Annotated in this window: 22 protein-coding genes and 1 pseudogene; 4 read left to right on the top strand and 19 right to left on the bottom strand. The window is 36.7% G+C overall.

Annotated elements, in window-relative coordinates; genetic code table 11:
- Positions 1–46 precede the first annotated feature (46 nt).
- The 4 genes from Q3V31_RS08195 to Q3V31_RS08180 all read left to right on the top strand — a co-directional run bounded on the left by Q3V31_RS08195 (position 47) and on the right by Q3V31_RS08180 (position 3,824).
- Positions 47–505 carry a helix-turn-helix domain-containing protein gene (locus Q3V31_RS08195; RefSeq protein ID WP_071718868.1) on the top strand — a complete coding sequence of 153 codons (459 nt, stop codon included), beginning with the start codon at positions 47–49 and terminating at the stop codon, positions 503–505.
- A gap of 12 nt (positions 506–517) precedes the next feature.
- Positions 518–946 (top strand): ImmA/IrrE family metallo-endopeptidase, encoded by a 429-nt coding sequence (locus Q3V31_RS08190; protein ID WP_000403108.1) that lies wholly within the window; start codon positions 518–520, stop codon positions 944–946.
- A 42-nt stretch (positions 947–988) separates the two neighbouring features.
- Complete coding sequence (locus Q3V31_RS08185; protein ID WP_329764298.1) at positions 989–2,092, top strand: hypothetical protein; 1,104 nt, start codon at positions 989–991, stop codon at positions 2,090–2,092.
- 184 nt (positions 2,093–2,276) lie between these two features.
- Positions 2,277–3,824 carry a recombinase family protein gene (locus tag Q3V31_RS08180; protein WP_329764296.1) on the top strand — a complete coding sequence of 516 codons (1,548 nt, stop codon included), beginning with the start codon at positions 2,277–2,279 and terminating at the stop codon, positions 3,822–3,824.
- 32 nt (positions 3,825–3,856) lie between these two features.
- On the opposite strand, the pseudogene dpaB reads toward Q3V31_RS08180, so the two are convergent.
- The 19 genes and pseudogenes from dpaB to rseP form a co-directional block, all read right to left on the bottom strand.
- A pseudogene (dpaB, locus tag Q3V31_RS08175) lies at positions 3,857–4,282 on the bottom strand (dipicolinate synthase subunit B); the annotation flags it as partial.
- Positions 4,279–5,181: a dipicolinic acid synthetase subunit A gene (gene dpaA / locus Q3V31_RS08170; protein WP_016130177.1), complete on the bottom strand. Its 903-nt coding sequence runs from the start codon at positions 5,179–5,181 to the stop codon at positions 4,279–4,281. The gene dpaA and the pseudogene dpaB, both read right to left, overlap by 4 nt.
- A gap of 170 nt (positions 5,182–5,351) precedes the next feature.
- Positions 5,352–5,603, bottom strand: a complete 252-nt coding sequence (locus tag Q3V31_RS08165; RefSeq protein ID WP_001239742.1) for a YlmC/YmxH family sporulation protein — start codon at positions 5,601–5,603, stop codon at positions 5,352–5,354.
- 131 nt (positions 5,604–5,734) lie between these two features.
- Positions 5,735–6,976 (bottom strand): M16 family metallopeptidase, encoded by a 1,242-nt coding sequence (locus Q3V31_RS08160; protein WP_000593008.1) that lies wholly within the window; start codon positions 6,974–6,976, stop codon positions 5,735–5,737.
- Positions 6,977–7,062: 86 nt separating this feature from the next.
- Positions 7,063–7,962 carry a polysaccharide deacetylase family protein gene (locus Q3V31_RS08155; protein WP_000868215.1) on the bottom strand — a complete coding sequence of 300 codons (900 nt, stop codon included), beginning with the start codon at positions 7,960–7,962 and terminating at the stop codon, positions 7,063–7,065.
- Between the two features lie 156 nt (positions 7,963–8,118).
- Positions 8,119–10,257 (bottom strand): polyribonucleotide nucleotidyltransferase, encoded by a 2,139-nt coding sequence (gene pnp, locus Q3V31_RS08150; RefSeq protein WP_000076732.1) that lies wholly within the window; start codon positions 10,255–10,257, stop codon positions 8,119–8,121.
- 161 nt (positions 10,258–10,418) lie between these two features.
- Positions 10,419–10,688 (bottom strand): 30S ribosomal protein S15, encoded by a 270-nt coding sequence (gene rpsO / locus Q3V31_RS08145; RefSeq protein WP_001229392.1) that lies wholly within the window; start codon positions 10,686–10,688, stop codon positions 10,419–10,421.
- A gap of 100 nt (positions 10,689–10,788) precedes the next feature.
- A complete protein-coding gene (ribF, locus tag Q3V31_RS08140; protein ID WP_000766725.1) occupies positions 10,789–11,760 on the bottom strand; it encodes a bifunctional riboflavin kinase/FAD synthetase in 972 nt (323 codons plus the stop codon).
- Between the two features lie 43 nt (positions 11,761–11,803).
- Complete coding sequence (truB, locus tag Q3V31_RS08135; RefSeq protein ID WP_000399333.1) at positions 11,804–12,727, bottom strand: tRNA pseudouridine(55) synthase TruB; 924 nt, start codon at positions 12,725–12,727, stop codon at positions 11,804–11,806.
- An 86-nt stretch (positions 12,728–12,813) separates the two neighbouring features.
- On the bottom strand, positions 12,814–13,170 hold the full coding sequence (gene rbfA, locus Q3V31_RS08130; RefSeq protein ID WP_000776443.1) for a 30S ribosome-binding factor RbfA: 357 nt from the start codon (positions 13,168–13,170) through the stop codon (positions 12,814–12,816).
- A 15-nt stretch (positions 13,171–13,185) separates the two neighbouring features.
- Positions 13,186–13,467 carry a DUF503 domain-containing protein gene (locus Q3V31_RS08125; protein WP_000582364.1) on the bottom strand — a complete coding sequence of 94 codons (282 nt, stop codon included), beginning with the start codon at positions 13,465–13,467 and terminating at the stop codon, positions 13,186–13,188.
- Positions 13,464–15,533: a translation initiation factor IF-2 gene (gene infB, locus Q3V31_RS08120; RefSeq protein WP_000036350.1), complete on the bottom strand. Its 2,070-nt coding sequence runs from the start codon at positions 15,531–15,533 to the stop codon at positions 13,464–13,466. Before infB ends, Q3V31_RS08125 begins: the two co-directional genes overlap by 4 nt.
- Before the next feature lie 4 nt (positions 15,534–15,537).
- Positions 15,538–15,849, bottom strand: a complete 312-nt coding sequence (locus tag Q3V31_RS08115; RefSeq protein ID WP_001286519.1) for a YlxQ family RNA-binding protein — start codon at positions 15,847–15,849, stop codon at positions 15,538–15,540.
- Positions 15,850–16,122, bottom strand: coding sequence for an RNase P modulator RnpM (rnpM, locus tag Q3V31_RS08110; RefSeq protein WP_000071123.1), 273 nt, complete (start codon positions 16,120–16,122; stop codon positions 15,850–15,852).
- An 11-nt stretch (positions 16,123–16,133) separates the two neighbouring features.
- Positions 16,134–17,240: a transcription termination factor NusA gene (gene nusA / locus Q3V31_RS08105; protein ID WP_000102601.1), complete on the bottom strand. Its 1,107-nt coding sequence runs from the start codon at positions 17,238–17,240 to the stop codon at positions 16,134–16,136.
- A 17-nt stretch (positions 17,241–17,257) separates the two neighbouring features.
- Positions 17,258–17,728, bottom strand: coding sequence for a ribosome maturation factor RimP (gene rimP, locus Q3V31_RS08100; protein ID WP_000359098.1), 471 nt, complete (start codon positions 17,726–17,728; stop codon positions 17,258–17,260).
- A gap of 333 nt (positions 17,729–18,061) precedes the next feature.
- Positions 18,062–22,363 (bottom strand): PolC-type DNA polymerase III, encoded by a 4,302-nt coding sequence (locus Q3V31_RS08095; RefSeq protein WP_090813329.1) that lies wholly within the window; start codon positions 22,361–22,363, stop codon positions 18,062–18,064.
- Positions 22,364–22,487: 124 nt separating this feature from the next.
- A complete protein-coding gene (locus Q3V31_RS08090; protein ID WP_000814329.1) occupies positions 22,488–24,188 on the bottom strand; it encodes a proline--tRNA ligase in 1,701 nt (566 codons plus the stop codon).
- Positions 24,189–24,297: 109 nt separating this feature from the next.
- Positions 24,298–25,554 carry an RIP metalloprotease RseP gene (rseP, locus tag Q3V31_RS08085; RefSeq protein WP_001090226.1) on the bottom strand — a complete coding sequence of 419 codons (1,257 nt, stop codon included), beginning with the start codon at positions 25,552–25,554 and terminating at the stop codon, positions 24,298–24,300.
- Between the last annotated feature and the right edge of the window lie 14 nt (positions 25,555–25,568).

Genomic DNA, 25,568 nt, shown 5'->3' with positions numbered 1-25,568 from the left:
TTTTTGTAAACGATAGATTACAATTGTATTCAAGGAGGGACAAGATATGAAAACATTAGGCATGATAATACGTGAATACCGTCAAGAACGTAACCTTTCATTAAGAGAATTTGCTACACGTTGCCAACTAAGCCATTCTTATATAGATAAATTAGAAAAGGGTATAGACCCTCGAAATGGAAAACCTGTTGAGCCAACATTAGCTGTCATTGAGCAAATTGCTAAAGCTATAAATAAAGATAAGACAAATTTATTAGAGGAAATTGGTTATCTTAATAAACCAAACGATATTAAATTATCTCCTAAAGATGAACGTGATATTGCACGTGACTTAGAAAAAACATTAAAGGATTTAGAAAACAGTGATGAAGCGTTAATGTTTGACGGAGAACCAATAGACGACCATACAAAAGAAATGATTCGTATTTCTCTGGAGAACTCAATGCGCATGGCAAAACAATTAGCAAAACAAAAATTCACTCCAAACAAGTATAAAAAAGATTGAACGGAGCGAGAAATGGAAATTAAAGAATATGCACTCAAAATCGCTGAAAAACATGAAACAACAAATCCATTTGAAATTGCTAGACGAAAAAATATTATAGTGTTGTTTGAAGACCTTGGGAATACTCTTGGTTTTTACAACACATACAAACGCTTCAAATTCATTCATGTTAATAATCAAATCGACGAAACTACTCAACGTTTTGTGTGTGCTCATGAACTTGGACATGCCCTATTACACCCAAAAGCAAATACTCCATTTTTAAGAAATAAAACTCTGTATTCTGTAGATCGGTTAGAGATTGAAGCAAATACATTTGCAGTCGAGCTCTTATTAACTGATGAAATGATTTCTGAATATCAAGATACTAATCTATCAATTCAAGAAGTAGCTGAAATCTATGGGATTCCAGAAAATTTTGCTCGTTTAAAAACCTATTAATATGAATTTAAAATACAACTTTATAAGTTAGGAGTTACATAGATGAAAATATTTTTCTCATTTCTATTTGCAATAGCAATGATAGCCACGTTTATTTTACTAATCACATCATTGGTGTTTCGTTTTAAAAAGAAACCAACCACTAAGAAATATTTTAAGCTTACAGGTATAGCTTTTGTTTTATCTATTATTTCATTAATTGTAGTTAACATGAACATGACACCACAAGAAAAACAAGAAATTCTCGCTAAACAAAAAGCTGAAAAAAAGCTAAAAGCCGAAGAGAAACAAAAGGCTACAGAACAAAAAGAAGCTGAAGACAAGCTAAAAGCCGAGGAGAAACAAAAGGATAAAGAGCAAAAAGAAGCTGAAGACAAGCTAAAAGCCGAAGAGAAACAAAAGGCTAAGGAGCAAAAAGAAACTGAAGACAAGCTAAAAGCCGAAGAGAAACAAAAGGCTAAAGAGCAAAAAGAAGCTGAAGACAAGCTAAAAGCCGAAGAGGAACAAAAAGCTAAAGAGCAAAAAGAAGCTGAGGATAAACAAAAAGCTGAAGAAAAAAAATTAGCCGAGGAACAAAAAAAGGCTGAGGATAAACAAAAAGCTGAAGAAAAAAAATTAGCTGAGGAACAAAAAAAGGCTGAGAATAAACAAAAAACTGAAGAAAAAAAATTAGCTGAGGAACAAAAAAAGGCTGAAGAAAAACAAAAAGAATTTGCCTCCTATGCCCAAAACATCAGAGGCGGCAACTTTATTAAAGATATGAAACTTAGCAATAATGAGGCTGAAATTACATTCCATGATTCATTTTCATCCTATAAATCAGCTAACCCCACTATCTTAAATACAGAAGAACAATATAAACAATATTTTTCAACTGGAGATGCTATTGAGAAAATGTTTGTAAGCGAACCTGCTAGATTACTAAGACAGTTTCCAGATTTAAATACAGTAAAAATAACTCTTCCATTCGATGGGAAAACATATAGCACTAGCTTGGATAGAAATTCTTTGAATACATATCTTGGATTTAAGATTGAAGATTTAAAAGTTGAAGACAAGTCTTGGGTCAAAAAGTTTAACGATCCATACGTATATGATAAGACAAAGCGTAAGGCATTCTTTAAGAAATTTGTTACTGTTCAATAATATTTGCTTTAGAGAATCTATCTTTATCCAATATCACTAATATAATTAAAAATAAAAGGCTGATATCCTCACGCCTTTTATTTCTACACAAAAAAGAACGTATGTTTTGTTTCGGACTTAAAAAATATATATTTATTCGTATTATTTTTTATATAATAAATAATACAAAGGAGGTTCTCCCACTATGAAAACCGCAATCTACCTACGCAAATCCCGGGCTGATCTCGAGGCCGAAGCACGAGGCGAAGGTGAAACTTTAGCAAAGCACCGCTCTACCCTGTTGAAAATTGCCAAGGAAATGAACTTAAATGTTTTAGCTGTCCGTGAGGAAATTGTTTCTGGTGAGAGCTTAGTGAAACGCCCTGAAATGTTAGCGCTACTTGAAGAAATTGAAGACAATAAATATGATGTTGTTCTTTGTATGGATATGGACCGTTTAGGTCGTGGTGGTATGAAAGAGCAAGGAATCATTTTAGAGACGTTTAAACGCTCGAATACAAAGATTATGACACCTAGGAAGACTTATGACCTTAATGATGAGTGGGACGAAGAATACAGCGAATTTGAAGCGTTTATGGCACGTAAGGAGCTAAAGATTATTACGAGGCGTATGCAACGCGGTCGTGTTGCCAGTGTAGAGGCTGGAAATTACCTTGGTACACATGCACCATTCGGATATGATATACACCGTTTAAATAAGCGAGAGCGTACTTTAACAATTAATTCAGAAGAAGCTTCTGTTGTAAGAATGATATTTGATTGGTATGCAAATGAGGATATGGGTGCGAGTGCAATTAGGAACAAGTTAAACAATCTTGGCTATAAGAGTAAGTTAGGGAATGAATGGAATCCTTATAGCATCTTGGATATATTAAAAAACAATGTGTACATCGGAAAAGTAACGTGGCAAAAACGAAAAGAAGTAAAACGTCCTGACGCTGTGAAACGTAGCTGTGCAAGACAAGATAAATCAGATTGGATTATTGCTGATGGTAAACATGATCCTATTATCCCAGAAAGTTTGTTTGAGCAAGTACAAGAAAAATTAAATTCGAGGTACCACGTTCCTTACAATACAAATGGAATTAAAAATCCTCTAGCCGGCATTATTAAATGTAGTAAATGTGGTTATAGTATGGTCCAACGTTATCCGAAAAATCGAAAGGAAACAATGGATTGTAAGCACCGTGGTTGCGAAAACAAATCAAGCTATACTGAATTAATCGAGAAGCGTTTACTCGAGGCATTAAAAGAATGGTACATCAATTATAAAGCTGATTTTGAAAAACATAAGCAAGATGACAAGTTAAAAGAAACACAAGTTATTCAAATGAATGAAGCTGCATTACGCAAGCTTGAAAAAGAATTAGTGGATGTCCAAAAACAAAAAAATAATTTACATGATTTATTAGAACGTGGCGTTTACACAGTCGATATGTTTTTAGAACGCTCAAATGTAGTTTCTGATCGCGTTACTGAAATTACTTCCACGATGGAAAACTTAAAGAAAGAAATTAAAACCGAAATTAAGAAGGAAAAAGTCAAGAAAGATACCATACCTCAAGTGGAGCATGTTCTCGACCTGTACTTTAAAACAGATGATCCCAAAAAGAAAAACAGCCTCCTAAAGTCGGTTTTAGAAAAAGCCGTTTATAAGAAAGAAAAGTGGCAAAGGCTTGATGATTTCGAACTTGTGCTTTACCCTAGGCTCCCTCAAGATGGCGACATATAAGCGTTCGCGCTTTGTCGTCACCTTATTGGTGTAATTAGATTAACCCCATTAAGCCCTAAAGCGTCATTCGTCGAAACAGCTAACACAACAGGCTTTCCATTTCTTAGCGTCGCTTTTGCTGCCATTAGTACTGGAGAATCTGTCATTGCATTTGCAAATTTACTCATAGAATTTCCTGTTAGTGGTGCAATCACCATGCAATCTAGTGGAATTTTAGGTCCTAGTGGTTCTGCGCCAACGATTGAATTAATTGCCTTAAAACCTGTTATTTCTTCAATCTTTTTAATCCACTCTTCTCCTTCTCCAAATCTAGTATTTGTTGATTGAACAGTGTAAGAAACAACGGGACGTACTTCTGCTCCCTCAGCAATTAATTTTTCTAAATGAGGCATCACTTCCTCATACGTACAATGTGAACCTGTAAAACCAAATCCTATTCTTTTCCCTTTTAAATTCATTCCCCATTCTCCTTTCTTGCTATTGCACCTTCTGCTAGTAACTGAGAAAGAACGTTCGCTAAAATTTGTCCGGCTGTTTTCGGAGCAACAATACCCGGCAAACCAGGTGCTAACAACGCCTTGACTCCTCTTTTCTCCGCATATCTAAAATCGGTACCGCCTGGTTTCGAAGCTAAATCAATTACTAACGTATGAGCTGGCATTTTTGAAATAACATTCGCTGTCACAACGAGATGCGGAATTGTGTTAATCACAATATCGATATTACCTACTTCTTTTTCTATGTCTTGCATATGAAAAGGAGAAAACATCATTTCTGTAATACGAGCAATATGTTCCGATCGTCTCGCTCCTACTTTGACATGTGCTCCTAATGATTGAAAGGCTCTTGCTACACTCATACCAGTTCTACCAAACCCTAAAACCATTACATTCGATCCATGGATTGTATAATCAGTATGTTGAATAACCATCATTAGTGTACCTTCTACAGTCGGAATAGAGTTATAAATTGCAACATCATCACGATCAAATAATTTTACAAGTTTTCGATTCGTAGTGGATACAAGATTCTCCAAATAAGGTGTTCCGATACCTGAATATATAGTAAAGTGTTCTGGTGTTTTTTCAATTTGCTCTTGCGTAATAGAAACTTTTTCATTTGAAAAAATAGTATCTACTTCTCCTTTGGCATTCGTCCCTGCAACTGGCAAAATAATGGCATCTAAAGCAGCGAAATTTAAATCCTGTATACTTTCTTTTGCTGCCCCAGTGAAGCCATGATCTAGCTGTTCAAACCCTATTAATGAAAGTTTCGCATCTAGTTCAACTAACTTGCGAATTACTTCTAGCTGCCGTGCATCTCCTCCTATGACAGCGATATGCATCTCAGTCAACATTCCCTAATTCACCTTCTTTTTCTTTCATTTATAAGAAAAATGCCTACTTTTTCTTTTTCCTCCACATCATATGTAATGTACGAGTTTGAGGTGATTGAAAAACAAAAAGCACACATGTTTTATCTGCTCTATATAAAAATAAGAAAAAAGACAACCAAAACGGTCATCTTTCATTCTGACTTTGTATGATTTGTAAAATCGCAAATTACCATATCGTGTCCCACTTTCTTAATTTGGTTCCATTCCACCCTCACTTCTTGTTGTTCTCTTTTAAAGCCTCCCCATTTCCCAAGCGGTATTATAAGAGCTTGTATTCGCCCGTCTCGCTCATTAATTTCTACATCTGCGTGACCTAAAACTCCCATTTTTTCCGCTCTTTCTAAATCCACAATCTCTTTACCACTTAATTCACTTAAACGCATGAAATCTCCCCCTTATCTTTTTATAAAAGCCTCCTATAATAAGTACCTATTCTGCATATATAAAAAAAATAACCGTACCTCATATAAATGAGATACGATTATTCTCGAAAAGGAATGAATCATAAAACCAACTAAAGTTTCATTCCTTTTGGTAATTTTCCATCTGGACTAATAAGTGCCGCAGAGAATTCATCTGTAAACATGTTACGAATTAATTCGTCTACATTTTGTTTTGTTACAGTATTTACACTTTCAATTATTTCATCAAGAGAACGATGTTTACGAAGAAGTAATTCGTTTTTACCGTTACGGCTCATACGACTATTCGTACTTTCTAAACTTAACATTAAGTTTCCTTTTAATTGCTCTTTACTATTAACAAGCTCTTTTTCTGTAATACCTGTATTTTTCAACGTATTTAACGTCTCTTGCATTGTTTCATACAGTGTATCTAATTGTTGGCTACCTGTTCCACCGTAAAGCGTTAACATCCCTGTATCTTCATAAGAAGAGTGATAAGAGAATACTGAGTACGCCAATCCACGTTGCTCACGTACTTCTTGGAATAAACGGCTACTCATACTACCGCCTAAAACATTATTTAATACAATTAAGTTATAAATATCTTCGTGTCCCATTTGCAAGCCTTTATATCCTAAGCATAAATGAGCTTGTTCTGTTTCCTTCTTACGTGATACTTTATTGAAATGGAAAATTGGGCTATGTACTTGTTCACGATTTGTTGTGCCTTCGTAATTACCGAAATATTGCTCTACAATTTGTAAAAATGATTCATCAATATTTCCTGCAATTGATACAACTACATTTTCAGGTGTGTAATGATCTTTTATATATTGACGTAACGTATCACCTGTAAATGTTTCAAGTGTTTCTTCTGTTCCTAAAATAGGATATCCAAGCGGATGCGTTTCATATGTTGCTTTCGTTAACATATCATGTACAATATCATCTGGCGCATCTTCGTACATTTTTATTTCTTCACATACAACATTCTTCTCTTTTTTCAGTTCTTCCTCATCAAATGTTGAATTAAAGAACATGTCTGCTAAAACATCTAACGCGTATTTAGCATGCTCATCTAACACCTTTGCATAGTAACATGTATATTCTTTTGAAGTAAAAGCATTTACTTGTCCGCCAATGCTATCAAATGATTCTGCAATTTCTCGCGCGCTACGTGTTTCTGTCCCTTTAAAGAACATGTGCTCTAAAAAGTGCGAAACCCCATTGTTTTTTTCATTTTCATTTCTTGAACCTGCATGGATCCATATACCAATCGCAACTGAGCGTACAGTTGGAATATTCTCCATAACAATTCTTACACCATTTTTACACGTATATTTTTTAATCAAAAACTTTCCTCCTAATGCCAGTTTCTCTAAATAATTGCTATTATTTAATGATAACAAGTTTAAGGATGAATGTCATGCAAATGTATTTAATCTACACGTTTTTCATCCAGTAATTCTGTTATATTCCCTACTTTATATCCTTGTTCCTTCAAATTTTTAATCATAGTTTCTAATGCTTCCGTTGTAGATGAAGTAGGATGCATTAGCACGATAGCACCTGGATGTATTTTCCGCATTACTCTCTGCAATAGCACGCCTGGTTCTGGTCGCTTCCAATCAATTGTATCTACCGTCCACATAATCGTACCCATTTGAAAATCATCCGCTATCTTTACTACCTCATCCCGAAAACTTCCACTTGGAGGAGCAAACCATCTCACCTTTTGATTCGTAGCTACTTCTATCATTTGATTCGTTTTTTGCAATTGCTCTCGTATTTCCTCCGAAGATAACGTTTTCATATTGGGGTGTGTGTAAGAATGATTTCCTACTTCTTGATTCGCATCTACAATCATCTTTGCAAACCTCAAATTTTCTTTCACCCAACGTCCTTCTAAAAAGAAAGTCGCCTTCACATCATGTTTTTTCAATATCTCTAATATACGAGGCAAATACTCATTGCCCCATGCCACATTAATTGTTAATCCCACCATTTTTTTATTTGGGTGCCCTCGATAAATGGGAGCTGGTGGTAAATCTTTTAGATGGACACTCGGTGATACTTCCTTGAATTTAAGTTGTTGTTGATCAAACTTCTTGAGCGTCTTCATATTATTGTAGGATGCTTCTACATCCACTTGTCTTCCATTATATCCTGGTGTCGCTTTCCAAATCTTATCAATCACCGCATTTTGCGGAACAACCTCATACTGTTTTGCTTGTTTTTGAATTTCTTCATACAAACTATCTTGAGCAAAAACGGAATAAGAGCCTAAACCAACATATAAAGAAAATATTAATATGTATGCAAATATACGAACTTTCATATAAACCCTCCCATTAACTATATAAAAAGAAAACCATTTTCTTCTTATCTTTGTTAATTTGAGCGTTATGATGAAAACTATACCTATACTGACATAAAAATATATGCAAATCATGTTTTTTACATAACAAAAAAAGCCAGTTTAACTGGCTTTTACTTATTGCTGCTCTTGTTTATTTTCTTCTTTCGCAGCTTCTTTTTCTTGCTCTTCTTTTAGCAATACTTTTCTAGATAGGTTCACACGACCTTGCTTGTCAATCTCGATAACTTTAACTGTAATTACATCACCGATTTTCACAACGTCTTCTACTTTACCTACACGCTCAAGTGCCAATTCAGAAATGTGGACTAATCCATCTTTACCGCTGAATAATTCAACGAAAGCACCGAATTTCTCAACACGTTTCACTTTTCCTTCGTAGATTTCACCTACTTGTACTTCACGAACGATATCTTCGATAATTTTCTTAGCTTTGTCATTCATTTCTTGATTTATTGAAGAAATGAATACTGTACCATCTTGCTCGATATCAATTTTAACGCCAGTTTCTTCAATAATTTTATTGATTTGTTTACCGCTCGGCCCAATAACGTCACGGATTTTATCTGGGTTAATTGTCATTGTAATGATCTTTGGAGCATACGCTGATAATTCAGTACGTGGCTCTGCAATAACAGATAACATATGATTTAGAATGTGCACACGACCAACTTTCGCCTGTTGTAATGCCTCTTCTAAAATTTCACGAGATAGACCATCGATTTTAATGTCCATTTGCAGTGCAGTTACACCTTTTGCTGTACCTGCTACTTTAAAGTCCATATCACCTAAATGATCTTCCATACCTTGAATATCAGATAAAATTGTGTAATGCTCACCAGTTTTAACTAGACCCATTGCAATACCTGCAACTGGTGCTTTAAGTGGAACACCAGCATCCATCATTGCTAAAGTACTACCACAAATACTTGCTTGTGAAGTAGAACCATTTGATTCTAAAACTTCAGATACAAGACGTACTGTATATGGGAAATCTTTTTCAGATGGAATTACAGGCTCAAGAGCACGTTCTCCTAGTGCACCGTGACCAATTTCACGACGCCCTGGTCCACGCATCGGTCTTGTTTCACCAACACTAAATGATGGGAAATTGTAATGGTGCATAAAGCGTTTTGATTCTTCTACACCAAGACCATCTAAAATTTGTACATCGCCTAATGCACCTAATGTACAAATACTTAGTGCTTGTGTTTGTCCACGTGTGAATAAACCAGAACCGTGTGTACGAGATAAAATACCAACCTCTGATGCTAATGGACGGATTTCGTCACCTTTACGGCCATCTGGGCGGATTTTTTCAACTGTAATAAGACGACGTACTTCTTCTTTTACAATTTTATATAAAATCTCACTTACTTGTCCTAATGTGTCAGCGTCAGCTTCCTGCGCTTCGTAATGTTCAATTACACGCTTTTTCACTTCGTTAATTGCATCTTCACGTGCATGCTTTTCATGTACTTGAATCGCTGAATGCATATCTTTCTCAGCCATTTCACGTACAGCTTGATTAAGATCAGCGTCAACTTCATAAAGTTTTACTGCTAATTTCTCTTTACCTACAGCTTGTACAATCTCTTCTTGGAATGCAATTAGACGTTTAATTTCGTCATGACCGAACATAATCGCTTCTAACATTGTTTCTTCAGGTACTTGATCTGCTCCTGCTTCAACCATGTTAATTGCATCTTTCGTACCAGCTACAACTAGGTGAATATCACTTTGTTCTTGCTGTTCTACTGTTGGATTAATAACGAACTCGCCATTAATACGACCAACTGTTGCACCAGCGATTGGGCCTTCAAATGGAATATCTGAAATCGATAACGCTAATGAAGAACCAAACATAGCTGCCATTTCAGAAGAACAATCTTGATCAACACTCATTACAATGCTGACAACTTGTACTTCGTTACGGAAACCATCTGCGAAAAGTGGACGAATTGGACGGTCGATTAAACGACTTGCCAAAATTGCTTTTTCACTTGGACGGCCTTCACGCTTAATAAAGCCGCCTGGAATTTTTCCGACTGCATATAAACGCTCTTCATAGTTTACTGTAAGTGGGAAGAAATCTACATTTTTTGGCTCTTTTGATGCAGTTGCTGTAGATAGAACTGCTGTGTCGCCATATCTTACTAATACTGCTCCGTTCGCTTGTTTTGCAAGCTGACTTGTTTCAATTGTTAGCTGACGACCAGCTAAATCTATCGAGAAGACTTGCTTTTCCTGACTCATTTAAGTACCCCTCTCAATTTAAAATATTCAATTCTTCTATGTAAATGGATAGTATATCACAATATTCTTTCCTCTAGTATTGCCGAAAATTTAATAAGCTATAAAGAGTAGAAGATATATTTTTACCTAACAAAAAAGCGGGAATATTCCCGCTTCTTTGACTATCGACGTAAGCCAAGCTTTGTGATTAATTCACGGTAACGTGTGATATCGCTATTACGAAGGTAAGTAAGTAAGTTACGACGTTTACCAACCATCTTTAATAGACCACGACGTGAATGATGATCCTTCTTGTGAGTACGTAAGTGCTCGTTTAGAGTGTTAATTTGCTCCGTTAGGACAGCAATTTGAACCTCTGGAGAACCAGTATCAGTCTCATGAGTTCTAAATTGTGCAATGATTTCATTTTTACGCTCTTGTGTTAAAGCCATCCTATTTCACCTCCTATTAATTAAACCCCCAGTTACCTAGCAAGCGTCGGTGAGTCGCAATGCCAAGCAATGGTTGTCATAAAGTACATAACATAGAATACTACTTTTCATTTGAAAAAGCAAGTATATTCTTTGCGCTTGAAAAATATTCTTGGGCGATTTTCTTATCTTTCGCGATTTGTGCTACTAACTCATCAATACCATTAAACTTTTTTTCTTCTCTTATACGCATATGCCACTCCACCGTGACACTTTGATCGTATATATCTTTATTAAATTCAAATAGATGTACTTCAATAGATAATTGGCGCTCATTCTCTTTAAAAGTTGGTTTATATCCAATATTACATACGCCATCGTGCCATTCATCGTGAACTTTCAATCTCACTGCATATACACCTACAGGTGGGAGTAGATATTCATCACTTAAACCTACATTTGCAGTTGGAAAGCCAATTTGGCGTCCACGCTTATCACCGTGCACAACTGTTCCTTCTACCGTATAAGCTCTCCCTAAAATAGATGGAATCTGCTCCATTTCTCCATTTCGAATTAACTTTCGTAATGAAGTAGAACTTACTTTTTCTTCTTGATATTCAACTTTTTCGATCACGGTCTGTGTAAACTCCCCTCTTGCATGAAATGGTAAAGTCTCCATCTTCCCTTTCCCTAAACGTCCATATGAATAATCAAATCCTGCTACTACATGCTTTACGTTTAAATCAATAATATAATCATCTACAAATTGTTGTGGTAATAATCCTGCAAATGATTCATCAAATTTAATAACATATAATATATCGATTCCTAAACTTTCGACTATTTTTTCTTTATCACGCATTGGTGTAATATACTCCACATGCGCTTCCTTTTTCCCTAAAACAACAGATGGATGAGGATAAAATGTCATAACTGCACTTTTATATCCCCGTTCATCCGCTATTTGCTTCGCAGTTCGAATCACACATTGATGTCCTAAATGAATGCCATCAAAAAATCCTAATGCCATTACAGTAGGTGGTAATTCTAATTTATTTTGTTCATGTGGATGAGTTAAATGAATAAGTTTCACGCTTGAATTCACCTTTTTCTGTAATAATCCTTCCGATAATTCATTATAGCTTTAGTTCTTGATTATTCACAAGTACTTTCATTGGCTTTAGCATACCAGGGTGTTTTGGGTGGTGCTCATAAATCGCTAAGCAACAATCATTTTTATCAAATACTGTAATAAATGGTGCTGTTATTTCTAATTCATTCTTTAAGAACATACCATTTTTTATTTTTTCTGCTTGCTTTTCATCTACAACCATTTTCGGAAACTTACTTAACGCTTCGTCAATTGAAATGAAGATAGACTCTACTGTTCCATTTTGCACGTTTTCTTCAATTTCTTCAAATGATATGCAATCTTCTAGTAAAAATTCACCAGATGCTGTTCTTACAAGATGGGACATGTGTGATGGAAAACCAAGTTTTTCACCAATCATTACTGCTAGCGTTCTTACATATGTTCCTTTACTACACGTTACACGGAAACGGAATGAAATGTTTTCCCCTTCAAAAACTTCACGTTCATCAAGTAATACAAATTCGTGAATTGTAATTGTACGAACTGGACGTTCAACCTCTTGACCTGCTCTAGCATATTCGTATAGTTTTTTCCCGTTTACTTTTACAGCTGAAAACATCGGTGGCATTTGTTCAATTGTTCCTGTTAACTTTGCAAGAACATCTTCTACTTCTTTTCGTGTAATAACACGATCTACATTTTTCGTTTCTACAACTTCACCCGAAGCATCTTCAGTCGTCGTAGAAAATCCTAATGTTACTTCACCTTCATACGTTTTCGTCTCACTTGTTAAAAATTGTGCAATTTTCGTTGCTTTACCAACACAAATCGGTAATACGCCCGTTACATCTGGATCTAATGTTCCCGTATGACCAATTCGTTTCTCACGTAAAATCTTCCTTAATTTAAATACACAATCATGTGACGTCATGCCTTTCGGCTTATGTAATAATACTACACCTTCCATATATGTTCACCTCATCATAATTCTTTCATAATAAATATCCAAAACTTATTTTGCATTGAAAAAATGGATAGACATATGTCTATCCATTATTCTTCACGTTTACCTTCTTTATTAATTTCATGTAAAAGTGTATCAATTCGATGACCATATCCGATAGACTCATCAAATTCAAAAGAAATTTCCGGTGTTTTACGAAGACGAATACGTTGGCCAATTTCTGAACGAATGAAGCCTTTTGCCTTCGCTAAACCTTTTAATGTACTTTCTTTCTGTTCTTCATCACCTAAAACAGAAATATATACTGTAGCAATTTGTAAATCTCCACTCACTTGTACATCTGTTACTGTAACAAATCCGACACGTGGATCTTTAATTTTACGACTGATGATGTCGCCTAATTCTTTTTTCATTTGCTCGCCTACACGGTTTGCACGTAATTTCATAATTCTTCACCTCATTCAGTACCATTCCAATTGTGTTATCGTACGTTCAATTTCAGGAAATGAATCGATGTACTCGAGTACACGATTCATTTCTTTTTCACAGATAACACGATTTGAGGATACGGAAACAATTGCAATTTCTGTACGTTGCCATACATCTTGATGCCCTACTTCTGAAACAGCTACGTTATAACGCTGCTTCACACGAGTTAGCACCCTTTGCAAAATTGCTCGTTTCTCTTTTAAAGAATGCACATCGTAAATCATACACTCGAATGAGAGTGAAGCGATAATCATCGCTTCACTTCTTCCATAATGTACGCTTCAATGATGTCCCCTTCTTTAAGATCATTATATCTCTCAATTGTAATACCACACTCATAGTTTTGTGCAACTTCTTTTACGTCGTCTTTGAAACGTTTTAACGTATCAAGTTGTCCTTCGAAGACTACTACGCCATCACGGATAATACGAACGCCACTATCACGTGTAATTTTACCGTCGATTACGTAACAACCTGCGATTGTTCCAACTTTTGTTACTTTGAACGTTTGACGTACTTCCGCTTGACCGATTACTTTTTCTTCGAATTCTGGATCCAGCATACCTTGCATTGCTGATTCGATTTCTTCGATTACTTTATAGATAATACGGTGTAAACGAACATCAACGTTCTCTAATTCAGCTGTACGCTTCGCATTCACATCAGGGCGTACGTTAAATCCAATTATAATTGCATTAGATGCAGAAGCTAAAATAACATCAGATTCTGTAATCGCACCTACGCCTGTATGGATAATTTTCACTTTTACGCCTTCAACATCAATTTTACGAAGTGATGCTGCCATTGCTTCCACAGAACCTTGTACGTCTGCTTTCACAATTAAGTTAATTTCTTTTACATCGCCCTCTTGGATTTGTTGGAATAAATCTTCAAGGCTTAATTTAGATTTCTCACCACGTTGAGCAAGTAACGCTTCTTGTGCACGTGATTCACCGATTTGACGAGCTTTCTTCTCATCAGCGAATGCCATGAAACGATCTCCCGCTTGTGGTACTTCATTTAAACCTGTAATTTCAACAGGAGTTGATGGACCAGCAACTTTTACACGACGACCAATATCACTTACCATCGCACGAACACGACCGAATGATGTTCCAACAACAATTGGATCTCCAACTCGAAGTGTACCGTTTTGAACAAGTAATGTCGCGATAGTTCCTTTACCTTTATCAAGCTGCGCTTCAATTACAGTACCAGCTGCATAGCGATTTGGATTTGCTTTATATTCTTCTACTTCACTCACAAGAAGAATCATTTCTAGCAAGTTGTCAATTCCCTCGCCTTGAATTGCAGAAATTGGTACGAAAATTGTGTCTCCGCCCCAAGCTTCTGGAACTAATTCATATTCTGTTAATTCTTGCATTACACGATCAGGATTTGCCGCTGGTTTATCCATTTTATTCACAGCAACAATAATTGGTACTCCAGCTGCTTTCGCATGGCTAATTGCTTCAACTGTTTGTGGCATAACACCGTCATCAGCTGCAACAACAAGAATTGTAATATCTGTTACTTGTGCACCACGAGCACGCATTGTTGTAAATGCCGCGTGACCTGGTGTATCTAAGAACGTAATTTTCTTATCATTTACATCAACTTGGTATGCACCGATATGCTGAGTAATTCCACCAGCTTCGCCAGCAGTTACTTTTGAATTACGGATAGAGTCAAGCAATGTTGTTTTACCATGGTCAACGTGTCCCATAATTGTAACAACAGCTGGACGTTCTTGTAAGTTTTCTTCATCATCTTGCTCATCGATGAATGTTTCAAATTCAGTTTCACTTACAACTACTTCTTCTTCTACTTCAATACCGTAATCAGTAGCAATTAACTCAATTGTATCTTTATCTAAGTCTTGGTTAATTGTCGCCATAATTCCTAGCATGAAGAGCTTTTTAATAATTTCAGATGGCTCTTTGCTTAACTTCTTAGCAAGGTCACCTACTGTAAGGCTTCCAGAGAAAGTGATTTTATCTGGTGTTTCTACTATTTGTGTTTGTTGTCTTCCAGCAAAGTTATCTTGACGTTTGTCTTCATTTCCTTTGCCTTTTTTCTTCTTCTTATTATTACTGTTCTTTTTACTGCGAACAACTTTCTCTTCTACTTCAAACTCATCTGCAACAGAAGGTTTTTCTGCTCCAGTGTTATATTGATTATCTAATTTGTTTACTACTTCATCTTCTAACATTGTCATATGATTCGAAACCTCGATATTCATCTCTTTTAGTTTTGTCATAAGATCTTTACTTGAGATATTATTTTTTTTTGCATATTCATGTACTCGAATTTTACTCATACCTTCACCCCCGGTAATTTGTATCGAGCATGCTACGTAGCTTTTTCGCAAAGCCTTCATCTAACACAGCTACAACGACTCGCTCGTCTCTCCCAATCGCATGCCCTAATTGTTGTCGATTTTCGACTTTTCTCATTGGTATGTTGTAGTACGTGGTTTTATCAATGATACGTTTTGTAGTGTTCGCTGACGCATCTTCAGAAAGCAATACTAGCTTTGCTTTGCCACTTCGTACTTCTTTTAAAACGAGTTCTTCACCCGAAATAATTTTTCGAGCGCGGTTTGCTAGTCCTAAAAACGATTTCCAATCGGACACTTACTTCGACTCCTTCTCAACAAGCTCAAGAAGCTCTTCGTACAGAGAACTGTCGATTTTCGCTTTTAGATGATGTTCCAAAATATTTTTCTTTTGGGCTTGAATAATGCATTCTTTATCTTTTGACAAATATGCACCTCGTCCTGATTTTTTTCCTGATAAATCAATAGACACTTCGCCCTCTTTGGAACGAACAATGCGAACGAGCTCTCGTTTTGATTTCATCTCTTGCGTTGCAATACATTTTCGTAACGGAACTTTTCGATTGCTCATACTCATCACCTCTATTCGATTTCGTCTTCAACTGAATCGAATCCGAATGCGATTACGCTATCTTCTTCTGTTACAATACCAAGTTGTTTCGCATCAGACTCACTTTTAATATCAATTTTCCAGCCTGTTAATTTAGCTGCAAGACGTGCATTTTGTCCACGCTTACCAATTGCTAATGAAAGCTGGTGGTCTGGAACAACAACAGTTGTTGCTTTTTCTTCTTCATCTACAAGTACTTTAACAACTTGTGATGGACTTAAAGCATTTGCAACATATTCAACTGGATCATTTGACCAGCGAACGATGTCAATTTTTTCACCTTTTAGTTCATCTACAATGCGTTGTACACGTTGTCCTTTCGGTCCTACACAAGAACCTACTGGATCAACATCGATATTCTCTGCATACACAGAAATTTTCGAACGATCGCCTGCTTCACGCGCTACAGAGCGAATTTCTACAGTTCCATCATAAATTTCTGGAACTTCCATTTCGAATAAACGTTTTAAAAGACCAGGATGTGTACGTGATACGTAAATTTGTGGTCCTTTCGTTGTTTTTTCTACTTTTGTAATAAATACGCGAATACGATCATGTGGTTTATATTGCTCATTTGGCATTTGCTCACTTACAGGTAATAAAGCTTCTACTTTCCCTAAGCTGACATAGATGAAACGAGCATCTTGGCGCTGTACAATACCAACCATAATGTCTTCTTCACGATCACTAAATTCTGAATAAATAACACCACGTTCCGCCTCACGAACTCGTTGTGTTACAACTTGTTTTGCAGTTTGTGCTGCAATACGACCAAAATCTTTTGGCGTTACTTCAATTTCTAGTACGTCGCCATCTTGGTAGTTTGGATTAATTTGTCTTGCCTCTTCTACAGAGATTTCAAGACGTGGATCAAACACATTATCAACAACGTCTTTACGTGCTAAAACTTGAATTGTTCCCACTTCTGGGTTAAAGCTCACACGAACGTTTTGTGCTTGGTTAAAATTGCGTTTATAAGCAGAGATTAATGCTGCTTCAATTGCATCAATAATAATATCTTTGCTAATACCTTTTTCTGACTCTAAAACGAGCAAAGCATCTAACAACTCAGTGCTCATGAAGATCCCCCTTCTTACTAAAACGTAACAGCAAGTCGCGCATTGGCAACTTTATCCATTGGAATTTGGATTTCTTTTTTACGTGTTTTAATTGTTAATAGTAGTGTAATTGTAGTACCGTCGTAGGAAAGTAGCTTTCCTTCAAACATTTTTTCACCATCAATCGGCTCATATGTTTTAATTGCCACTTGTTTCCCTACCGCTTGCTGGAAGTCTTTCTCTTTCTTTAATGGGCGTTCCGCTCCAGGAGATGATACATCCAAAAAGTAAAGATGAGGAATTGGGTCCTCTTTATCTAAAGCTTCGCTTAAACGTTCACTTACCGCACCGCATTCTTCAATGTCGACTCCCTTTTCAGAATCGATGAATACGCGTAAGAACCAGTCTTGTCCTTCTTGCACATACTCTACATCTACAAGTTCAAGATTTAACTCCTCAACGATCGGCTGCGCAAATGCTTCTACAACTTCTGTGACTTTCTTATCCATAAACAGCCTCCTTCCTGCCGTCATGTACCATTTACAAGAAAAGATCCCGTTCATTCAGACGGTCTATCTTCTTCTTTCTCGTTAGCTAACAAAAGCCCCTGCCGTTAAGCAGGGAATATCTGTCTTAGTATTACCAAATTTAAGAAGTAAAACTTGTAACAAAATATGTATATACGACAGAAATATCTTTACTATCCACATAGATAAAATGTAGATAGTAACACGAAAGAGTGGGTTTCCCCACTCTCTTTTTCACAAAATATACATGACATGGTTATCTCGGTTTATAGTATACCATAGCAAATATTGATTTGCAAAGACTTTTCCTTCCTGTTAGAACAGTGATAATTGGTTTTGATCCGGTAAATCTCCTAGACAACCTTGACTATCTAAATACTCAATAATTGTTTTTGAAACCTTACTGCGCTGCTGTAAGTCTTCTTTTGATAGGAAGTCTCCATTTTTACGTGCTTCTACAATACTTAAAGCTGCGTTTGTACCAAGACCAGGCACTGCATTAAATGGAGGAATTAATGAGTCTCCATCAATAATAAATTCTGTTGCATGCGAGCGGTATAAATCAACCTTTTGGAATGAGTATCCACGCTCACACATTTCAAGTGTCATTTCTAGTACAGTTAATAAACTCTTCTCTTTCGGCGCTGCATCCAATCCTTTTTGAGCAATTTCGTCAATTTTTACGCGTATGGATGCTGAACCTTTCGCCATCGCTTCTACATCAAAATCATCTGCACGAACTGTAAAATATGCCGCATAGAATAAAAGTGCAAAATGCACTTTAAAGTACGCGATACGTACAGCCATAAGTACGTAAGCAGCCGCATGGGCTTTAGGGAACATGTATTTAATCTTCTTACATGAATCAATATACCAACCTGGTACATTATTATTTTTCATGTCCTCTTCCCATTCTTCCGGTACACCTTTACCTTTACGAACTGACTCCATGATTTTGAAGGCTAATGATGGATCTAAACCTTGATAAATTAAATATACCATGATGTCATCACGACAACCAATAACCTCACTCAGTGTACATGTACCATTATAAATTAACTCGTTTGCATTACCGAGCCATACGTCAGTACCATGTGATAGTCCAGAGATTTGGACTAACTCTGAGAATGTCGTTGGTTTTGTCTCTTCTAACATTTGTCTTACGAATTTCGTACCAAACTCTGGTATACCAAGTGTACCTGTTTTACAGTTGATTTGTTCTTCCGTTACCCCTAACGATTCTGGACCAGAGAAAATTTTCATCACTTCTGGATCATCCGTTGGTATTGTTTTTGGATCAATACCACTTAAATCTTGTAACATACGAATAACGGTCGGATCGTCGTGTCCAAGTATATCAAGTTTTAATAAATTATCATGAATCGAGTGGAAATCAAAGTGCGTTGTTCTCCACTCAGCCCCTATTGAATCCGCCGGAAACTGTATTGGTGAGAAATCAAATATGTCCATGTAATCTGGTACTACAATAATACCGCCTGGATGCTGTCCAGTTGTACGTTTTACCCCTGTACAACCTGCAACTAACCGATCTATCTCTGCATTTCGAATCGTTAAATTATGATCATTCGCATATCCTTTTACATACCCATAAGCGGTTTTTTCCGCAACTGTACCTATCGTTCCCGCACGGTATACATAATCTTCACCGAACAGTATTTTCGTATAGTTATGGGCACGTGGTTGATATTCCCCGGAGAAGTTCAAATCGATATCGGGCACCTTATCTCCTTTAAATCCAAGGAACGTTTCGAACGGAATATCATGTCCATCTTTTACGTATGACACATTACACGTTGGACATTCTTTATCTGGTAAATCAAAACCAGAACCTACAGAACCGTCATTAAAGAATTCTGATTCCTTACACTTTGGACATACGTAATGCGGTGGTAATGGATTTACTTCTGTAATTTCCATCATCGTTGCAACAAATGATGACCCTACCGATCCACGCGAACCTACTAGATATCCGTCTACTAACGATTTTTTCACAAGCTTATGTGAAATTAAATAAATAACGGCGAATCCATGTCCAATAATACTTTTCAATTCTTTTTCTAAACGAGCCTCTACAATTTCTGGTAGCTCTTCCCCATAAATGCTGCGTGCCATTTTATAACTCATATCACGCGTTTCATCATCGGCACCCTCAATTTTCGGTGTGTATAGATCATCTTTTACTGGATGAACATCACCAATTAATGACGCAACCTTTTGTGTATTCGTTACTACAATTTCTTTCGCTTTGTCTTCACCTAAAAATGAAAAACACTCTAACATCTCATCTGTTGTACGGAAATGTACGGGTGGTAATGAATGGCGATTTAAAGGATTTGCTCCGCCCTGCGAACTTACTAAAATTTTACGATACATTGCATCCTCTGGATCTAAATAATGCACGTTCCCTGTAGCAACAACTGGTTTTTCTAACGTCTCACCTAGTTTTACTAAATTAGAAATAATTGTTTTTAATTGCCCTTCATCTCTAACGAGTTCACGTTCTACTAAATGACGTAACACCTCTGGAGGCATAACCTCAATATAGTCATAAAACTGTGCAATTTCTTCTACTTCTTCAGGTGCTTTTTGCATCATCGCTTCAAACACTTCACCTTTATCACAAGCCGTTCCTACTATAATGCCTTCACGATATTTTTTTAATAGAGATCTTGGCACTCGTGGTACACGATAAAAGTAATTCAGATGAGAATATGAAACAAGTTTATATAAATTTTTCAATCCAACGTCTGATGTGGCAAGTAATGTCATATGACTTGGACGCCCACGTTTATATGCATCCCCTTGCCCCATACTATCGTTTAGTTGATCGTGATATTCAAATCCCTTTTCAATCACATCTTTTAACATTTTCACAAGTAAATATCCCGTTGCTTCTGTATCATAAATCGCACGGTGATGTTGCGTTAATTCAATATCAAGCTTTTTACACATTGTATTTAATCGATGATTTTTCATTTCTGGGAATAAAAACCGTGCAAGTTCTAACGTATCGATAACTGGGTTTTTCGTTTTTTCTAGCCCAGCCTTTTTAAAACCTACGTTAATAAATCCCATATCAAAGCTTGCGTTATGGGCAACAAGTGTATGGTCACCCATCCATTCCTCAAACTTTTTGAACACTTCGTCCACTTCTGGAGCATCAGTTAACATATCATCTGTAATACCTGTTAATTCAATAATTGTTGCAGATAATGGTTGATGTGGATTTGCGAAAGATTCAAAGCGATCAATGATTTCGCCGCCTTTTATCTTTACGGCAGCTAACTCAATGACTGTGTCATACACAGCTGATAAACCTGTCGTCTCAACGTCGAAAACAACATACGTTTCCTCTGCAAGTAAACGATGCGCTTCGTTATATGCAATCGGTACACCATCATTAACTAAATTCGCTTCTACACCATATATAACTTTAACCCCAGCCTTTTTACCCGCAGAATATGCCTCTGGGAAAGACTGCGCAACAGCATGGTCTGTAACAGCAATTGCCTCATGTCCCCATTTACCTGCTTGGGCAACAAGTCTAGAAACAGGAGTAACAGCGTCCATTTGGCTCATCGGTGTGTGCAGATGCAGCTCTACACGTTTTTCACCTTCTGGCGCTTTATCTTTACGAGACGGTCCTGTTATTTCATTTATATCATTTGCAATCATTACTAAATCTCGAACGAATGTATCATTTTGAACAGAACCACGCGCTTTCACCCACATTCCTTTTTTCAAGGATTGCAGCATTGGAATATCTTCTTTGTCACGCGAGAACATTTTGATCATAATTGAATCCGTATAGTCTGTTATTTTTAAAGTTAATAACGTACGGCCACTACGAAGCTCTTTCGTTTCTACATGGAAGACATACCCTTGAACTGTTTTTCTTCTTTCTTCATCTTGAATTTCTCGCATCGGTGTAATCTCTTCATCCGGCTTAATAAGATATCCGAGTACAACCGGCCCTTCATGCACAACGCTACTTTCTTCAGCTTGCTTCTTCGCCATTTCTTCCATAGCTTGTATAACACGTTCACGATCTTCTTGCTGCGTTTGCTCGCGAAACTTTTGCATTTCTTCTGTATTTTGCTGTATATGTGTGTCTAACTGAAAACGTGGGAATCCAAAAGTTTCGTATTGATCCCCTACTGGTTTCGCTACGTTTTTCTTTAAAGCAGTAGATTCCAGCTCATTATTCACATTTATTAGCAACTTCACTCCATTCACCTGCGGAAGCTGCTTCTTTAAGTAAGCAAACATAGGTGAAAATGTAATTCGTTCCGTACAAAGCGGCCAATACGCCCTCACTTCTTCTTCTGTAAATTGTTTATTCTCTGTTTCTAATGCAAATGTTGTTCTTGCAATATGAGAAAATGATTGCTTAAGCTTTGTTTCTAGCAATTCATATAATTCTGTAGGCAAAATACGTGGCACTTGTAAATCAAAATGCCAACTTTTATTCGCTTTATCAATAACGAGCCTTTCAATACCACCACCTTGTAAATATTGATTTATAAGGTCGTCTGGTATTTGCAACTGCTGGAGCAAAATTTGAAATCGCTCTTGTTGTTCATTTGTTAATGACATATGCACTCTCCTTCCATTTGCTATTATAAATTGAATCGTACTACAAAGAAAGATTTCTCCCTTCTTCTTTTACGAAATACGTTTACAAAGAAAGAGAAGGTACCTCATAACGAGGTACCTCTTCTTATTTTAAAATATTAGCAATATATGTTTGAAGTTCTTCTACTTTCACTTCTTCAGACTCGCCTGTAGCACGTACTTTCACTTCTACAATACCTTCATCCGCTTTTTTACCAACTGTAACACGAACTGGAAGGCCGAATAAATCTGCATCTGCAAATTTAACACCTGCACGTTCTGCACGATCATCTAGTAATACTTCGTATCCTTGCTCTTGCAATGAGTTGTAGATGTTTTCACCCATTTCACGTTGTGCATCAGATTTCATATTTACTGGAATTACATGCACATGGAACGGTGCAACAGCCTTTGGCCAAACTAAACCGTTCTCATCATTAAACTGTTCTGCAATTGCTGCCACTGTACGAGATACACCGATACCGTAACAACCCATAATAAGTGGTTTTGTTTTTCCGTTTTCATCTAGGAACGTTGCGTTCATTGCTTCACTATAACGAGTTCCTAATTTGAATACGTGACCTACTTCAATTCCGCGCGCGAAAAGAATTGTTCCATTTCCATCTGGAGATTGGTCTCCTTCTTGAATGAAGCGTAAATCTGTATATTGACTCACTTTAAAGTCACGTTCTGGATTTACATTTACATAATGGAATCCTTCTTCGTTCGCTCCCGAACATCCGTTAACAATTGATGCTACAGCATGGTCAGCGATAATTTCGATATCACCTGTAACACCAATCGGTCCTAAAGAACCAACTTCACAGTTTAATAATTCTTTCACTTCTTCATGAGAAGCAAGCTCAACAACTGAAGCGCCGTATACATTTTTCACTTTTACATCGTTTACTTCATGATCACCACGAACAAGTACAACTACTAATTTCTCATCTACTTTAAATACCATAGACTTAATGCACTTGTCAGCTTCAATGTTTAAGAATGCAGATACTTCTTCAATTGCTTTTTGATCTGGTGTTGCTACCTTTTCAAGTGCCTTTTCTGCTTCATCACTCTTCGTATACGTAGCTACCACAGGAGCCATTTCGATGTTTGCTGCATAATTAGATGTATCAGAGTATGCAATTGTATCTTCACCAACTTCAGATAATACCATAAACTCATGCGTATCTTTTCCGCCCATTGCTCCAGAGTCAGCAATAACTGCACGGAAGTTCAAGCCACAACGAGCAAAAATGTTAGAGTATGCTTTGTATAAACGATCATACACTTCATCTAAGCTCTCTTGCGTAGCATGGAAAGAGTATGCATCTTTCATTAGAAACTCTCTTCCACGTAATAGACCGAAACGAGGTCTTTGTTCGTCACGGAACTTTGTTTGAATTTGGTATAATGTTAACGGTAATTTTTTATATGATTTCACTTCATCACGTACAAGATCAGTAATTACTTCTTCGTGTGTAGCTCCTAATGCAAATTCACGAGCGTTACGATCTTTCATACGCATTAATTCAGATCCGTAAGAATACCAACGCCCTGACTCTTGCCATAATTCCGCAGCTTGCATAGCTGGCATTAATAATTCTACAGCTCCTGCACGCTCCATTTCTTCACGAACAATACGTTCTACTTTGTGTAATACTTTTAAACCAAATGGTAGAAAACTATAAATACCAGAAGCATTTTGACGCATAAACCCTGCGCGAAGTAATAATTGATGACTTTTAATTTCAGCATCAGCTGGAACTTCACGTAACGTAGGACTGAATACCATACTTTGTTTCATTTATTCGCACCTCTTCATTTTACTCTTACACGCAACAAAACCCCTCACCTCGAGTTAGGTGAGGGATTTTATTGTACGAGCTCTATTTCATTATAAACTTCTTCTTATTTTACAAGAAAAACTTACGGATGTCATTCCATGTTACAACTAACATAAGCAACATTAATAATGCAAATCCAATAAAGTGAACCATTCCTTCTTTTTGACGATCAATCGGTTTCCCTCTTAATGCCTCAATTAAGAAGAAGAACAAACGTCCACCGTCTAAAGCTGGAACTGGTAATAAATTAAATAAACCAAGGTTAATACTTAAAACTGCCGCTAAACTTAGTACACGCGTAAATCCATAATCTACAACTTGATCTGTTAAATTATAAATTCCTACTGGACCTGATAACTCATTAATAGAAAATTGACCAGTTACTAATTTCACAAGAGAATCAAAAATTAGTTTCGTCCATTCGTACGTTTGTTCAAACCCTGATTTAATAGAACCCATCACTGTTTTCTCTACAGGAGAGTAAACACCAATTCTACCAACTTCTTCTTTTCCTTCTTTATCAACCGTTGGTGTTACTTTTACATTAAACTGTTCATTATCACGCTTTACCTGTAACGTAATTTCTTTATTCGGGTTTTCACGTACAATTGTTACAACATCTTTCCATGTACTAGTGTTCTTCCCATCAATCGCTTGAATTGTATCATTTTCTTTTAATCCAGCTTGCTGTGCTGCACTATTCTCCATTACTTTTCCGACCATTGGCTTGTCAACAGGAACACCTTGTACAAATCCTAAAATCACAAAAATAACAAATGCTAAAATGAAGTTCATCGCAGGACCCGCAAAAATTGTTAAAGCACGTTGACCCAATTTCTTGGAGCCAAACTGCCTATTATACGGAGCAATTTGAATTTCTTCACCAGCAGTAATGATACGAGCTTTTTCATTCACTCGGAATGTTTGCAGCTCTTCCTCGTACTCTTCATATCCCGAAATTGTAAGATTATGCTCCAAATCAGCTTGTTCGACTTCAATGACGCGAACATTTGGATATTTTTCATGTCCGTCAAAAACTAATTTCACAACTTCTTCTTTTTCATTTATTACAAGTCCAACCTTTTTCCCAGGCTTTAACTCCACAGTGTCCGCATCCTCGCCAGCCATTCTTACATAGCCACCAAGGGGTAGTAAGCGAATCGTATACACCGTTTCATTCTTTTCAAATGAGAATATTTTCGGACCAAAACCAATCGCAAACTCGCGGCATAAAATACCCGCTCTTTTTGCGAAATATAGATGCCCTAGCTCATGGAAAAATACGAGTGCACCGAAAATTAATATAAAGGCAATCGCTGTATTCAATTCCATAACCACCT

Origin of the sequence: Bacillus nitratireducens, assembly GCF_036320425.1 — a bacterium.
GTDB classification, from domain to species: Bacteria; Bacillota; Bacilli; order Bacillales; family Bacillaceae_G; genus Bacillus_A; species Bacillus_A nitratireducens.
Note: the sequence above shows the minus strand (reverse complement) of the source record. Positions and strands in the feature narration are given on the sequence as shown.

Excerpts from the sequence above, each read along its gene's own strand:
- Q3V31_RS08195 (WP_071718868.1), top strand. The coding sequence starts at position 47 with ATGAAAACATTAGGCATGATAATACGTGAATACCGTCAAGAACGTAAC.
- Q3V31_RS08190 (WP_000403108.1), top strand. The coding sequence starts at position 518 with ATGGAAATTAAAGAATATGCACTCAAAATCGCTGAAAAACATGAAACA.
- Q3V31_RS08185 (WP_329764298.1), top strand. The coding sequence starts at position 989 with ATGAAAATATTTTTCTCATTTCTATTTGCAATAGCAATGATAGCCACG.
- Q3V31_RS08180 (WP_329764296.1), top strand. The coding sequence starts at position 2,277 with ATGAAAACCGCAATCTACCTACGCAAATCCCGGGCTGATCTCGAGGCC.
- dpaA (WP_016130177.1), bottom strand. The coding sequence starts at position 5,181 with ATGTTGACTGAGATGCATATCGCTGTCATAGGAGGAGATGCACGGCAG.
- Q3V31_RS08165 (WP_001239742.1), bottom strand. The coding sequence starts at position 5,603 with ATGCGTTTAAGTGAATTAAGTGGTAAAGAGATTGTGGATTTAGAAAGA.
- Q3V31_RS08155 (WP_000868215.1), bottom strand. The coding sequence starts at position 7,962 with ATGAAAGTTCGTATATTTGCATACATATTAATATTTTCTTTATATGTT.
- pnp (WP_000076732.1), bottom strand. The coding sequence starts at position 10,257 with ATGAGTCAGGAAAAGCAAGTCTTCTCGATAGATTTAGCTGGTCGTCAG.
- rpsO (WP_001229392.1), bottom strand. The coding sequence starts at position 10,688 with ATGGCTTTAACACAAGAGCGTAAAAATGAAATCATTGCACAATTTAGA.
- truB (WP_000399333.1), bottom strand. The coding sequence starts at position 12,727 with ATGGAAGGTGTAGTATTATTACATAAGCCGAAAGGCATGACGTCACAT.
- rbfA (WP_000776443.1), bottom strand. The coding sequence starts at position 13,170 with ATGAAATTACGTGCAAACCGTGTAGGCGAGCAAATGAAAAAAGAATTA.
- Q3V31_RS08125 (WP_000582364.1), bottom strand. The coding sequence starts at position 13,467 with ATGATTATCGCTTCACTCTCATTCGAGTGTATGATTTACGATGTGCAT.
- infB (WP_000036350.1), bottom strand. The coding sequence starts at position 15,533 with ATGAGTAAAATTCGAGTACATGAATATGCAAAAAAAAATAATATCTCA.
- rnpM (WP_000071123.1), bottom strand. The coding sequence starts at position 16,122 with ATGAGCAATCGAAAAGTTCCGTTACGAAAATGTATTGCAACGCAAGAG.
- nusA (WP_000102601.1), bottom strand. The coding sequence starts at position 17,240 with ATGAGCACTGAGTTGTTAGATGCTTTGCTCGTTTTAGAGTCAGAAAAA.
- rimP (WP_000359098.1), bottom strand. The coding sequence starts at position 17,728 with ATGGATAAGAAAGTCACAGAAGTTGTAGAAGCATTTGCGCAGCCGATC.
- Q3V31_RS08095 (WP_090813329.1), bottom strand. The coding sequence starts at position 22,363 with ATGTCATTAACAAATGAACAACAAGAGCGATTTCAAATTTTGCTCCAG.
- Q3V31_RS08090 (WP_000814329.1), bottom strand. The coding sequence starts at position 24,188 with ATGAAACAAAGTATGGTATTCAGTCCTACGTTACGTGAAGTTCCAGCT.